Annotated in this window: 7 protein-coding genes; 1 reads left to right on the forward strand and 6 read right to left on the reverse strand. The window is 65.4% G+C overall.

Annotated elements, in window-relative coordinates; genetic code table 11:
* A partial coding sequence (gene rpoC, locus GH737_RS07880) for a DNA-directed RNA polymerase subunit beta' (RefSeq protein WP_155264292.1) occupies positions 1-4,123 on the reverse strand: 4,123 nt, incomplete at its 3' end.
* Positions 4,124-4,248: 125 nt separating this feature from the next.
* On the reverse strand, positions 4,249-8,421 hold the full coding sequence (gene rpoB, locus GH737_RS07885) for a DNA-directed RNA polymerase subunit beta (RefSeq protein ID WP_155264293.1): 4,173 nt from the start codon (positions 8,419-8,421) through the stop codon (positions 4,249-4,251).
* A gap of 362 nt (positions 8,422-8,783) precedes the next feature.
* Here rpoB and GH737_RS07890 point away from each other — a divergent pair, with 362 nt between their 5' ends.
* The gene (locus GH737_RS07890) at positions 8,784-9,188 is read left to right on the forward strand and encodes a JAB domain-containing protein (RefSeq protein WP_155264294.1); all 405 of its coding nucleotides are present in this window, start codon (positions 8,784-8,786) and stop codon (positions 9,186-9,188) included.
* Here the strand turns inward: GH737_RS07890 and GH737_RS07895 are convergent.
* From GH737_RS07895 to GH737_RS07910, 4 genes are all read right to left on the reverse strand, one after another.
* Entirely contained in the window at positions 9,185-9,877 is a 693-nt protein-coding gene (locus GH737_RS07895; protein ID WP_155264295.1) for a class I SAM-dependent methyltransferase, read from the reverse strand. The genes GH737_RS07890 and GH737_RS07895 overlap by 4 nt on opposite strands.
* The gene (gene prfB / locus GH737_RS07900) at positions 9,867-10,994 is read right to left on the reverse strand and encodes a peptide chain release factor 2 (RefSeq protein ID WP_155264296.1); all 1,128 of its coding nucleotides are present in this window, start codon (positions 10,992-10,994) and stop codon (positions 9,867-9,869) included. Before prfB ends, GH737_RS07895 begins: the two co-directional genes overlap by 11 nt.
* 79 nt (positions 10,995-11,073) lie before the next feature.
* Positions 11,074-13,692, reverse strand: a complete 2,619-nt coding sequence (locus tag GH737_RS07905; RefSeq protein WP_155264297.1) for a penicillin-binding protein 1A — start codon at positions 13,690-13,692, stop codon at positions 11,074-11,076.
* A gap of 43 nt (positions 13,693-13,735) precedes the next feature.
* On the reverse strand, positions 13,736-14,522 hold a 787-nt coding region (locus tag GH737_RS07910; protein WP_155264298.1), incomplete at its 5' end, for an N-acetylmuramoyl-L-alanine amidase family protein.

Raw genomic sequence — 14,522 nt, forward strand, 5'->3', positions numbered from 1 at the left:
CGAGCGCTTCGGCCATGCGGCGCTGAGCCGCGCGAAGCGCCGTGTCGCGCGACGAAGCCGCGACGCGCAGGCGGTTCATGCCGGCACCCGTGCCCGCCGGGATCAAGCGTCCGACGATGACGTTCTCCTTGAGGCCCATCAGCGTGTCGACCTTGCCCTGGACCGCGGCTTCGGTGAGGACGCGCGTGGTCTCCTGGAACGAGGCCGCCGAGATGAAGCTGCGGGTCTGCAGCGACGCCTTGGTGATGCCGAGCAGCACCGGTTTTCCTTCCGCAGGCTTCTGCTTCTTCTCCAGCGCGGCGTTGGTCTCGTCCATCTCGTCGCGATCGACCTGCTCTCCGGCGAGCAGCGTCGTGTCACCGCCGTCTGTGATCTCGACCTTCTGCAGCATCTGGCGAACGATCACCTCAATGTGCTTGTCGTTGATCTTCACGCCCTGGAGCCGGTAGACCTCCTGGATCTCGCTCACGAGATATTCCGCGAGTGCCTCGACGCCGAGGACTTCGAGGATGTCATGCGGATCGGGTGAGCCGCCCACCAGATTGTCGCCGCGCTTCACGAAGTCGCCTTCCTGGACTTCGATCATCTTCGACTTGGGCACGAGATACTCGACCGGCTCGCCGCCGTCCTCCGGCACGATCGCAATCTTCCGCTTGGCCTTGTAGTCGCGCAGGAAGGTGACCTTGCCCGACACCTTGGCGATGATCGCGTTCTCCTTCGGCTTGCGCGCCTCGAACAGCTCGGCGACGCGGGGCAGACCGCCGGTGATGTCGCGCGTCCGCGCGGCTTCCCGCGGCATGCGCGCGAGCACTTCGCCGGCCTCAACCTGCTGGCCGTCCTCGACTGCGACGATCGCGCCCGAAGCGAGCCGGTAGACGCCCGCTTCCTTCGCCTTTTCGCCGGTCAGCGTCAGGCGCGGATGGAGCATCTCCTTCTTCGACTTGGCGGCGTCGTCGGTGACTACGCGCTGCGTGATGCCGGTTGATTCGTCGACGACCTCGGTCATCGTCCGATTCTCGATCAGGTCCTGGTACTTCACGGTACCGGCCTTCTCGGTGATCACCGGGCTGAACGACGGGTCCCACTCGGCGATGCGGTCGCCGCGAGTGACGATATGCCCGCTCTCGCACAGCAAATGCGCGCCGTAGGGCACGCGGTGAGTGGACAGTTCGCGGCCATCCATGTCGAGGATCGCGATCTCGCCCGAACGCGACAGCGACAGGTGCCGGCCGCGCGGGTCGACGATCGTCGGCATGTCGCGGAACTCGATCGTGCCGTCGACAGGCGATTCGAGGTTCGACTGCTCGTTGAGCTGCGCCGCGCCGCCGATGTGGAAGGTCCGCATCGTCAGCTGCGTGCCCGGCTCGCCGATCGACTGGGCGGCGATCACGCCGACCGCCTCGCCGATGTTGACCGGCGTCCCGCGCGCAAGGTCCCGGCCGTAGCATTTGGCGCAGACGCCCTGCTTCGAGGCACACACCAGAGGCGAACGGATCTTCACGCCCTGGAGGCCGATCGCCTCGATCTGCGCAACCATTGCCTCGTCGAGCAGCTCGCCCTCGGCAATGACCACCTCGCCCGTCTTGGCATCGACAACGTCCTCGGCCGTGGTGCGGCCGAGCACGCGGTCCGCGAGCGACGCAATCACTGCGCCGCCCTGTACGATTGCCCGCATCTCGAGCGCGCGCTCGGTGCCGCAATCCTCCTCGATGATCACCGCGTCCTGCGACACGTCGACGAGACGGCGGGTCAGATAACCCGAGTTTGCCGTCTTGAGCGCCGTGTCCGCGAGGCCCTTGCGGGCACCGTGGGTCGAGTTGAAATATTCAAGGACGGTCAGGCCCTCCTTGAAGTTCGAGATGATCGGCGTTTCGATGATCTCGCCCGACGGCTTGGCCATCAGGCCGCGCATTCCGGCGAGTTGCTTGATCTGCGCCTGCGAGCCGCGGGCGCCCGAGTGTGCCATCATGTAGATCGAGTTCAGGTCCGCCTCGCGCCCGTCGGGCAGCTTCGGAGTCGCCGAAATCTCCTTCATCATCGCACTCGCGACCTGGTCGCCGCAGCGGCTCCAGGCGTCGATAACCTTATTGTACTTTTCCTGCTGGGTGATCAGGCCGTCCTGGTACTGCTGCTCGTAATCCTTGACGAGCGTGCGCGTGTCTTCGACCAGCTTTTCCTTGGCCTTGGGGATGACCATGTCGTCCTTGCCGAAGGAAATGCCGGCGTGGAACGCGTGGCGGAAGCCGAGCTGCATGATGCCGTCGGCGAACAGCACGGTCTCTTTCTGGCCGGTGTGGCGATAGACGATGTCGATGACGTCGCCGATCTCCTTCTTGGTCAGGACGCGGTTGACCGTCTCGAACGGCACCTTGTGGCTCTTCGGGAGTGTCTCGCCGAGCAGCATCCGGCCCGGCGTCGTCTCGAAGCGCTTCATGTAGGTCTGGCCCTGTTCGTCCGTCTGCGGGACGCGGCTCACGATCTTGGTGTGCAGCGTGACCGCGCCGGCGGCGAGCGCCTGGTGGACCTCGGCCATGTCGGACAGCATCATGCCCTCGCCCGGCTCAGCCTCCTTCTCGAGGCTGAGATAATAAAGGCCGAGCACCATGTCCTGCGAAGGCACGATGATCGGCTTGCCGTTCGCGGGCGACAGGATGTTGTTGGTGCTCATCATCAGCACGCGCGCTTCCAGCTGCGCCTCGAGGCTCAGCGGAACGTGGACGGCCATCTGGTCGCCGTCGAAGTCGGCATTGAACGCGGCGCAGACCAGCGGGTGAAGCTGGATCGCCTTGCCTTCGATCAGCACCGGCTCGAACGCCTGGATGCCCAGGCGGTGGAGCGTCGGCGCGCGGTTGAGCAGCACGGGATGCTCGCGGATCACCTCGTCCAGGATGTCCCAGACTTCCTTGCGCTCCTTCTCGACCCACTTCTTCGCCTGCTTGAGTGTCATCGACAGACCCTTGGCGTCGAGGCGCGAGTAGATGAACGGCTTGAACAGCTCGAGTGCCATCTTCTTGGGAAGGCCGCACTGGTGCAGCTTGAGCTCCGGACCGGTGACGATAACCGAGCGGCCGGAATAGTCGACGCGCTTGCCGAGCAGGTTCTGACGAAACCGGCCCTGTTTGCCCTTAAGCATGTCGCTCAATGACTTGAGCGGACGCTTGTTGGCGCCGGTGATCGTGCGGCCGCGGCGGCCGTTGTCGAACAGAGCGTCGACCGCTTCCTGAAGCATGCGCTTCTCGTTGCGGACGATGATGTCCGGCGCGCGCAGCTCCATCAGCCGCTTGAGACGATTGTTACGGTTGATCACACGGCGGTAGAGGTCGTTGAGGTCCGACGTCGCGAAGCGGCCGCCATCGAGCGGGACCAGCGGGCGTAGCTCGGGCGGGATCACCGGGATGACTTCGAGGATCATCCACTCCGGGCGATTGCCGGATTCGAGGAAGCTCTCGACCACCTTCAGGCGCTTGATGATCTTCTTGGGCTTAAGCTCCGACTTGGTCTCCGCGAGCTCCTTGAGCAGCACTTCCTTCTCGCCGGCGAGGTCGAGGTCCATCAGCATGGTGCGTACCGCCTCGGCGCCGATGCCGGCGGAGAAGGCGTCCTCGCCATATTCATCCTGCGCAGCGAGCAACTCGTCCTCGGTCAGAAGCTGGTACTTCTCGAGCGCGGTGAGGCCGGGCTCGATCACCACATAGCTCTCGAAATAGAGCACGCGCTCGAGTTGCTTGAGCTGCATGTCGAGCAGCAGTCCGATGCGGCTCGGAAGGCTTTTCAGGAACCAGATGTGCGCGACCGGCGCGGCAAGCTCGATATGGCCCATCCGCTCGCGGCGGACCTTCGAGACGGTGACCTCGACGCCGCACTTCTCGCACACAATACCTTTGTACTTCATGCGCTTGTACTTGCCGCAGAGGCACTCGTAATCCTTGATCGGGCCGAAGATGCGCGCGCAAAACAGGCCGTCACGCTCGGGCTTGAACGTGCGGTAGTTGATCGTCTCCGGCTTCTTGATCTCGCCGAAGGACCAGCTGCGGATCTTGTCGGGCGACGCGATTCCGATGCGGATCTCGTCGAAGGTCTCCGGCTTGGCGATCGGGTTCGCGAAATTGGTCAGTTCGTTCATTTTTTCTTCCTCTTGACCCTCTCCCCACTCGTGGGGAGAGGAAGAGCCGCCGTCAGGCGGCGAAGGAGAGGGGAACAGGCCCCTCTCCCCGGCCCTCTCCCCACGAGTGGGGAGAGGGAGTTCAGTCACTCAGCAGCCAGCGCGGCCGGTTCGGCGTCCGGATCGACGATGCTGTCGAGCTCGACGTTGAGGCCGAGCGAACGCATTTCCTTCACGAGCACGTTGAAGCTCTCCGGGATGCCGGCCTCGAACGTGTCGTCGCCCTTGACGATCGCCTCGTAGACTTTGGTGCGGCCGATGACGTCGTCGGACTTCACCGTCAGCATCTCCTGGAGCGTGTACGCGGCCCCGTAAGCCTGCAGCGCCCACACCTCCATCTCGCCGAAGCGCTGTCCGCCGAACTGCGCCTTGCCGCCCAGCGGTTGCTGGGTGACGAGGCTGTACGGGCCGATCGAGCGCGCGTGGATCTTGTCGTCCACGAGGTGGTGGAGCTTCAGCATGTAGATGTAGCCGACGGTCACCTTGCGGTCGAAGGGGTTGCCCGTCCGCCCGTCGAAGAGTGTGACCTGGCCCGATGGGTCGAGGCCCGCTTTCTCCAGCATGGCGCTGACGTCCGGCTCGCGCGCGCCGTCGAACACCGGCGTACCCATCGGGATGCCGGCGGTGAGGTTCGACGCGAGCTCGGCGATCGACTCATCGTCGCGGCTGTCGATCTCCTTCGTGTACGAGTCGCCGTAGATATCCTTGAGCTTCGCACGAAGTGCCTTGGCATCCTTGCCGGTGAGCTCCTTGCCGCGCTCGTGGATGCCTTCGAGCATCTCCTGGATCTGCCGGCCGAGGCCGCGCGACGCCCAGCCCAGATGCGTTTCGAAGATCTGCCCGACGTTCATGCGCGAAGGCACGCCGAGCGGGTTCAGCACGATGTCGACCGGAGTCCCGTCCTCGAGGAACGGCATGTCCTCCTGCGGCAGGATGCGGCTGATCACGCCCTTGTTGCCGTGCCGGCCAGCCATCTTGTCGCCCGGCTGAAGCTTGCGCTTCACCGCGACGAACACCTTGACCATTTTGAGCACGCCCGGCGGCAGCTCGTCGCCGCGTTCGAGCTTCTCGACCCGGTCCTCGAAGCGCCGGTTGATGACCGCGGTGGCCTCGTCGTACTGTGCCTTGAGCGCTTCGAGATCGGCCTGACGCTTGTCGTCCTTGACCGCGATCTTCCACCACTCGTGGCGCTCCGCGCCGTCGAGCGTCGCCTCGTCGAGGGTCGAGCCCTTCTTGATGCCCTTCGGCGCGGCGGTCGCCACCTGCCCGATGAGCATCTCCTTTAAGCGCGAGAAGGTTGCGCGGTTGAGGATGCCCTTTTCGTCGTCGGCGTCCTTCTTGAGCCGCTCCTTCTCCTCCGTCTGGATCGCCCGCGTCCGGTCGTCGATGTCGATTCCGTGGCGGTTGAAGACGCGGACCTCGACCACTGTCCCGGACACGCCCGGCGGCAGGCGAAGCGACGTGTCGCGCACGTCGGACGCCTTCTCGCCAAAGATGGCGCGAAGAAGCTTTTCTTCGGGAGTCATCGGGCTTTCGCCCTTCGGCGTGATCTTGCCGCACAGGATGTCGCCCGGCTCGACCTCGGCGCCGATGTAGACGATGCCCGCCTCGTCGAGGTTGCGGAGCGCTTCCTCGCCGACGTTCGGGATGTCGCGGGTGATGTCCTCGGGCCCGAGCTTGGTATCGCGGGCCATCACCTCGAACTCCTCGATGTGGATCGAGGTGAAGACGTCGTCCTTCACGATCCGCTCGGAGATCAGGATCGAGTCTTCGTAATTGTAGCCGTTCCACGGCATGAACGCGACGAGCACGTTCCGCCCGAGCGCAAGCTCGCCATATTCGGTCGACGGACCGTCGGCGATGATTTCGCCCGCCTCGACCGTATCCCCGACCTTCACCAGCGGGCGCTGGTTGATGCAGGTGTTCTGGTTGGAGCGCTGGAACTTCATGAGGGTGTAAATATCGACGCCCGACTCGCCTGCCGTCAGGTCGCCGGTGACGCGGACGACGATTCGCGCCGCGTCGACCTGGTCGACGATACCCGAGCGGCGCGCAGCGATTGCTGCACCGGAATCGCGCGCCACCGTCTCCTCCATGCCGGTGCCGACGAGCGGCGCCTCGGCCTGGAGCAGCGGCACCGCCTGGCGCTGCATGTTCGAGCCCATCAGCGCGCGGTTGGCGTCGTCATTCTCGAGGAACGGAATGAGCGATGCGGCGACCGACACCAGCTGTTTGGGACTGACGTCCATCAGCGTGATCTGCTCGCGCGGAGCGATCAGGAACTCGCCATTGCGCCGCGCCGAGATGATGTCCTCGGCAAACGTGCTGTCCTTGTTCAGCTCGGCGTTCGCCTGGGCGATGGTGTGCTTCGCCTCTTCCATCGCCGATAGATAGACGACGTCGTTGGTCACCTTGCCGTCGACGACCTTGCGGTACGGCGTTTCGATGAACCCATACTTGTTGACGCGGCTGAAGCTGGCGAGCGAGTTGATCAGGCCGATGTTCGGGCCTTCCGGAGTCTCGATCGGGCAGATCCTACCATAGTGCGTCGGGTGGACGTCGCGGACCTCGAACCCGGCGCGTTCGCGGGTCAGGCCGCCCGGCCCGAGCGCCGAGACGCGGCGCTTGTGGGTGACTTCCGACAGCGGATTGGTCTGGTCCATGAACTGTGAGAGCTGCGAGGAACCGAAGAACTCGCGCACCGCGGCGACCGCCGGCTTGGCGTTGATGAGGTCGTTCGGCATCACCGTCGACACGTCGACGCTGCTCATCCGCTCCTTGACCGCGCGCTCCATGCGCAGCAGCCCGACGCGGTACTGGTTCTCGAGCAGCTCGCCGACCGAACGCACTCGGCGGTTGGCGAGATTGTCGATGTCGTCGATCTCGCCCTTGCCGTCCTTGAGGTTCACCAGCTCCTGAACGACTGCGAGGATATCGTCCTTGCGCAGAGTCGTCACCGTGTCCTCGACGTCGAGGCCGAGGCGCATGTTGAGCTTGACCCGGCCGACCGCGGACAGGTCGTAGCGCTCGGGATCGAAGAACAGGCCGTAGAACAGCGCGTCCGCGGTCTCGCGGGTCGGTGGCTCGCCGGGGCGCATGACGCGATAGATGTCTGCCAGCGCGCTGTCGCCGTCCTCGCTCTTGTCGGCCTTGAGCGTGTTGCGCATCCACGGGCCGGTGTTGACGAAATCGATGTCGAGCAGCTCGAGCTTGTTCACCTTGGCCTTGTCGAGCTTCTCGAGGTTCTCCGCAGTGACCTCGTCGCCGGCCTCGATGTAGATCTCGCCGGTCTTCTCGTTGATCAGGTCGTAAGCCGAATAACGGCCGTAGATTTCCTCGGTCGGAATGATGAGATTGTTGAGGCCCTCCTTGGCCGCCTGGTTGGCGCGCCGCGGCGTGATCTTCTCGCCCGCCTTGAACACGACCTCGCCGGTGTCGGCGTCGACCACGTCGTGGGTCGGCTTCTGGCCGCGCCACGCTTCGGCGCTGTACGGGATCTGCCAACCGTTCTTGCCGCGCGTGTAGATTACGCGGCTGTAGAACGTGTTGAGGATCTCCTCGCTCGTCATTCCAAGCGCGTGAAGCAGCGCGGTGACCGGCAGTTTGCGCTTGCGGTCGATGCGGACGTTGACGATGTCCTTGGCGTCAAACTCGAAGTCCAGCCAGCTGCCGCGGTACGGGATTACCCGCGCCGCGAAGAGATATTTGCCGCTTGCGTGGGTCTTGCCGCGGTCGTGGTCGAACAGCACGCCCGGCGAACGGTGCATCTGGCTGACGATCACACGCTCGGTGCCGTTGATGATGAAGGTGCCGTTCATCGTCATGAGCGGCATGTCGCCCATGTAGACGTCCTGCTCCTTGATATCGATGACCGACTTGGCCTCGGTCTCGGGATCGATCTCGAAGGTCGTCAGGCGCAGCGTGACGCGCATCGGCGCGGCGTAGGTGAGCCCGCGCTGGCGGCACTCGTCGGTGTCGTACTTGGGCGGTTCCAGCTCGTAATGGTCGAAATCGAGGTGGGCCGTCCCGGCAAAGTCGACGATCGGGAACACCGAGCGGAGCGTCTTCTCAAGACCCGATACGTAACCCGTTTTCGGGTCCGAGCGGAGGAACTGCTCGTAGCTCTCGCGCTGAACCTCGATGAGGTTCGGCATTTCCGAAATCTCGTGGATGTTGCCGAAGATCTTGCGGATTCGCCGCTGCTTGGTTTTGAGCCCGCTGGAGGTCTTACGGGGGGCGTCGATCGCTTTGGTGGCCATGTGCTTCCCTGCGCTGTGCGGCGCGCAGGTGCCCGCGCTCCGCCTGGTTTGCCGGCTCGCGGCCGGCCAATGTTTGGAGCGCCGTCCCGCCACCCTCTCCAATGCGTTCGGTCCGTGCGCCAACCCGGACCCTGTCCCGGAGAGGACGGGAAAAGCTCCGGGCGCACGTCACCGTGCGGCGGAGCCGTCTATTTCTTGGATGAAGGCCATATAATCCTATTTCAGCGCGTGTGAAGGGGGTTGCTGCTAGTTTTTCACAGCGCACCCGGCGACGCACAGGATTATCCGGAACGGACTGAGTTCAAGCCGAAAGCGACGCGGTTCGTGTCGTCCGCGCCCTTGCCGCCCGTTACAAGACTGCGGTGCGTCATCAGCGTGCCGAAATCCCGCTAAAGCTCACCGGGCTTGCCACCGCCCGACGTTTCTTCTCGGACTGCTTCGCCGAACAAGGTGGCGATCGGGAATGCCTGTGGGTCGCGCATCTCGACGACGAAGCACGCTGCCTTCACCTCTCACGGCACCTCGGCGACGTGGGCGGAGTCGCTTTCCCTATCCGGAATATCGTGGTCGATGCGGCACAGCACGGAAGCGCGGCGATCCTGCTTGCCCACAACCATCCGAGCGGCGACCCGCGGCCCAGCGAGTCCGACCTGAGGGCGACGCGGCGGCTCGCGGCGGCGGCGGGAGCGCTGGGTTGCAGGCTGCTCGATCATCTGGTCTTCGCCGGCGACGAATGCACCAGCCTGAGGCGCCTCGGCTACCTCTAGGATCTGCAGGGCTCGATCGCCTCGGGTTCCGGCCGCGGCTCCGACGCACGGAATGCCGCGAAGTACGCTTCTCCGCCGGTCAGCATGCCCGATCTGACGAGCGACAAACCGAGCGCGGCGAGCTCGCATTTGAGCTGGTCGGGCGGCATTCCGTGGCGCTTCACCGGCCGGTCGGCCTCGACCACGACCACCAGTCCGCCGGGCTTCAGCCCTTCGCGCATGTGCCACAGGAACGCATAGGGCGACGCTACCTCGTGGTACATGTGGACGAGGAAGATGCGGTCGAATGTCCTTGGCGGCAGCAACGGGTCGTCAGGCGTGCCGAGCCTCACCGCGACATTGTCGAGCCGCTCGCGCTGGACCCGGTCGGTGAGCGCGGCGGTGACTTCGGGCATGATGTCCTCGGCGAGCACCCGGCCCTTCGGGCCGACAATCCGCGCCAAGCGCACGGTATAATAGCCCTGTCCCGCGCCGACGTCGGCGACCCACATGCCGGGGCGCACCCCGGCGAGCTGGATGACCTGCTGCGCCTCGCCCAGTCGGTCGCGGGCGTCCTCGGTCGAAAACGTGTCGCCGACGATCGGCGCGACGTCGCGCTGCGCAGCCGGGAAACGCTGCTGCGGCTGCGGCTGCGCGCCGCACGCCACCAACAGCAGAGCCGCCAGCGCGGCGGCAATCCTATTCGACATCCTCGACTTCGACGGTTTCGCCGGTCACCCGCTGCGACAAGGCCGCGGCCATGAAGCGGTCGAGGTCGCCGTCGAGAACGTCGCTCGGCGCGGTCGATGTCACGCCGGTCCGCAGGTCCTTCACCAGCTGATAGGGCTGCAGCACATAGGAGCGGATCTGGTGGCCCCAGCCGATGTCGGTCTTCGCGGCATTGGCGGCATCCGCCTCCGCCTCGCGCTTCTGGAGCTCCGCCTCGTAAAGCCGCGCCTTCAATTGCTTCATCGCCGAGGCGCGGTTCTTGTGCTGCGAACGCTCGTTCTGGCAGGCGACGACGATCCCGGTCGGAATATGCGTGATTCGGACCGCGCTGTCGGTCGTGTTGACGTGCTGCCCCCCCGCGCCCGACGATCGGTAAGTATCGATCCTGAGGTCCTTCTCCTCGACCTGGATGTCGATGTCCTCGTCGACCTCGGGGTAGACCCACACGCTGGAAAAGCTGGTGTGGCGCCGAGCGTTCGCGTCGTACGGGCTGATCCGGACGAGCCGGTGCACGCCGCTCTCGGTCTTGAGATTGCCGTACGCGTTCTCGCCCTTCACCAGAATCGTCGCCGACTTGATCCCCGCCTGCTCGCCCGAATGGTGGTCGATCATGTCGACCTTGAACCCGTGCCGCTCGGCCCAGCGCGTGTACATGCGCATCAGCATCTCGGCCCAGTCCTGGCTTTCGGTCCCGCCAGCGCCGGCGTTGACCTCCACATAGGCATTGTAGGCATCCGCCTCACCGGCGAGCAGCGCCGCGACCTTGGCGCGGTCGGCGCGCTCGGCGAGCTCGGCGAGGCTTCGGATCCCGTCCTCGACCATCGCGTCGTCGCCCTCGCTCTCGGCCAGTTCGATCAACTCGGACGTGTCGGCGAGCTCGCGCTCGAGGGTTTGTGTGGCTCCGATCGCTTCCTCGAGCCGGCGCCGCTCACGCATCACGTCCTGCGCCGCTTTGGGGTCGTCCCACAGCGTCGAGTCTTCCACCCTGGTGTTCAGCTCCTCGAGCCGCTTGAGCGCACGGTCCCAGTCGAGGAAACGGCGCAGCAGCGCGGTCGCGGCGTTGATCTGGTCGATGTGGGCCTGCGCTTCGGCGCGCACTTTGAACTCCTTCGTGCCCAGTCCCTGGAAGAGAAAATCCGGCTTCCCGCTTTCGCAGGAATACAGGCGGCAGCTGCTACTAGTGCGTGTTCTGGGTTGGCAAGCCGCGAGGCTCGGAGACGGTCGCGGGCGACGTCGGACGCCGCGGCTCTGCCGGCGACGGCTCCGGGTGCCCCTCCTTCCCCTCGGCCGCCTGCTGCGCTGCCTGCTGTCCAGCCTGCTGCCACAATTGCAGATATTGCGGCCCGTACGGATCGCCATAGGTGCTGTGCGTGCTGTGGACGGCCTCCGTCTGCGGCTGGAACGCTTCCCAGATTACCGGCGACTTGGGGTCGTTGCTGGTTGGGAAAGTGCCGAACACGGGCTTGCCGGTGTTGCGGTCGATCCGCACCCAGCGGATGCCCGGAGGCGCGATGAACGGCACCTTCGGCTCATCCTTGAGCGCGGTCAGCGCCCATTGTTTCCAGATCGGCGCCGCGATCCGACCGCCCTGCGCCGCATGGCCCATCGGGTGCGGCTGGTCGTAGCCGACATACACTCCCGCGACGATGTCGGGCGTTCCGCCGACGAACCACACGTTGGTCGGCCCGTTGGTGGTTCCCGTCTTGCCGAACAGCGGACGGTCGAGGTCGCGCAACACCGTTGCCGTGCCGCGTAGGATTACGCCTTCCATTACGTGGACCATCTGGAACGCGGCCATCGCGTCGACCAACTGCCGCGTCCGGCTCGGCGGCCGCGGCATCGGCCCGCCGTTCCAGTCGGGCGCACTGCAATTGCCCATCAACGCGCAGCGATTGTCGGTCCGGTAAATGACCTTGCCGTCGCGATCTTCGACATAATCGATCGTGGTCGGCTTCACCGAACGACCCTGGTTGGCGAGGATGGCATACGCATTGACGAGGCGCAGCACGGTCGTGTCGCCAGCGCCAAGCGCCATCGACAGGTAATTCTCGTAGTCGCCGACGCCGAGCTTGCGCGCGGTGTCGGTGATCTTGGGCATGCCCACGATCGAGGCGGCGCGGACCGTCATCAGGTTGCGCGACTGCTCGAGCCCCCAGCGCAGCGTATGCGGGCCGGCAGAACGGCGGTCGAAGTTGACGAAGCACTTCTGGCCGAGCCCGGCGCCCTGCCAAACGCAGAAGGGCGCATCGAGCTCGATGGTCGCCGGGGTGAAGCCGTTCTGGAGCGCGGTCACGTAGACGATCGGCTTGAACGCCGAGCCCGGCTGGCGGAGCGCCTGAGTCGCCCGGTTGTAGCTCGATCCGATGACGTCGAAGCCGCCCTGCATCGCGAGGACCCGGCCGGAATGGACCTCCTCGACGAGCATGCCGCCGGAGACCGCCGGGACCGAGCGCAGCTGATAGGTGCCCGGAGCGGCCTGCTTGACGATGATGACCATTCCGGGCTTGAGCCGGTCGAAGGCGCGCCCACCCTCGCCGCGCACCGGCATTGACGCCTCCGACGCGGGCAAGGTGCCCTTCGAGCCGTTTGTGAAGCCGATCGTCGCCGCGCCGTCGCTTTTGGCGAGAACCACTGCCTTCAGCCAGTCCGTGTAACCCGTGCCGACGGGCGCGCGGTCGAGCTGGCCGGACCAATCTTTGGACAGATCGATGCTCTTCCCGAGGTCCTTCCACGCGGTCCCCCCGCCGAACTTGACGAGCCCGTCGCGGAGCGCATTGGCCGCGGCATCCTGCATCACGGGGTTCATCGAAGTGCGCACCCACAGGCCGCCGCTGTAGACGCTGTTCGGGCCGTTCTCGGCATCCTCGCCGAACTGCTTGATCAGCTCGCGCCGGACCTCCTCCATGAAATAACCGCCCTGCTGACGGAACTTTTCGTTGCTTCCGTAGCGGATCGTGCCGAGCGGAGTTGCAGCTGCCGAGTGCCATTGGTCTTCGGTGATGTAGCCGTTGCGGTACATCTCGCGCAGTACGTAGTTGCGGCGATCGAGCGCCCGCTCGGTCGCGCGCACCGGGTCATAGTTGGAGGGCGCCTTGGGCAGGATGGCGAGATAGGCCGCCTCGGACAGGTTCAGCTCATCGACGTCCTTGTCGAAATACGCCCGCGCGGCGGCCTGCACGCCATAGGCGTTGCGGCCGAGGAAGATGGAATTGAGGTACAGCTCGAGGATCTGCTCCTTGCTGAGCGTATCCTCGAGCCGGAATGCGAGAATCGCTTCGCGCGCCTTGCGCCCGACATTGTAGCTGCTGTCGCGCAACAGGTATTTCGCGACTTGCTGGGTGATGGTCGAGCCGCCCGCTACCCGACCGCCCCTGCCCAGATGCGTGGCGTAATTGAACACCGCCTTGGTGAAACCGCCGTAGTCGATACCGTGGTGGTGGAAGAAGGTCTTGTCCTCGGCCGAGATGAAGGCCTGCACCAGGACGGGCGGATATTCGTCGAACGACAGATCGACCCTGCGCTCTCGCGCGAAGGTCTGGATCGGGTCGCCGTTGTAGCCGCGCACGTTGGTCGGCAACGGCGGCTGGTAGGCGAGCAGCGACTGGGCAGACGGAAGGCCCGACGCGAAATAGATCCACATCGCCGCAACGAGCGCGAACAGGGCCGCGCCGGCCCATACGGCCCACCGCACCCAGCGGTGTGCCCACCACGGGTCGACCCATGCGTGAACCTTCTCGTTGAATGCGACGAGATCGGGAAGCTGCCACCCCGGCAAAGTCAGGCGCTCGAATTTCATTCGATGCTGCGTCTAGCCTGTAGGAACTGGTGCGGAAAGCCGGTTAATGCCGGCTGCGCGCCGCAATGTCGGTTTCGATCGCCTGCGCGAGCGCCAGCGCGACCTTCGCCCTTTGCTCGGGCGAGCGCAGCAGCAGCTCGTCGTCGGCATTGCTGAGGTACCCGGCTTCGAACAGCACCGCCGGCGCCTCGGCGCGGCGCAGCACATGGAAAGAGGCGAAGCGGTGCGGGTTCGGCCGAAGCCCGACACGGCCAGCCGACTTGTGGACGAGCCGCACGGCGAGGTCGGCCGATGCGCTCATCTGCGACTGCATCGAGAGATCGGAGAGCATCGCTTCGACCGAGCCTTTGACAGCTCTGGCCTGTGCCGCGCCATTCTCCTTGGCCGCAAGGCGCGCGGCTTCGGCGTCCGAAGCGACGTCCGACAGCGAGTAAACGGTCGCGCCGCGGGCGAGCGGGTTGGGGGCGCTGTCGAGGTGAAGCGACACGAACATCGCCGCGTTGAGCCGCCGCGCCACCGCCGCCCGGTCGTCGAGCGACAGGTAACGGTCGTCCTCTCGGGTCATTGCCACCCGCACGCGGCCTCGCGTCACCAGATCGTCCCGAAGCTCGCGGGCGAGCGCCAGCGCCAGGTCTTTTTCACTGACCTCGCCGGAAACGCTGGTCGCACCCGGATCGCGGCCGCCGTGGCCGGCATCGATCACAACGATCGGCCGGCCGCGAGCCTGAGGCGCGCCGTAGATTTTATCGCTGACCGGCGGAGGCACGTTCACGGTGAGACTTGCCTGCGCCGCCGCGCCGCTGCGCCCGCCGGCCGCAAGCAGCAGCGCG

The sequence above is a fragment of the Sphingomonas segetis genome, assembly GCF_009720245.1.
Classification (GTDB): Bacteria; Pseudomonadota; Alphaproteobacteria; order Sphingomonadales; family Sphingomonadaceae; genus Sphingomicrobium; species Sphingomicrobium segetis.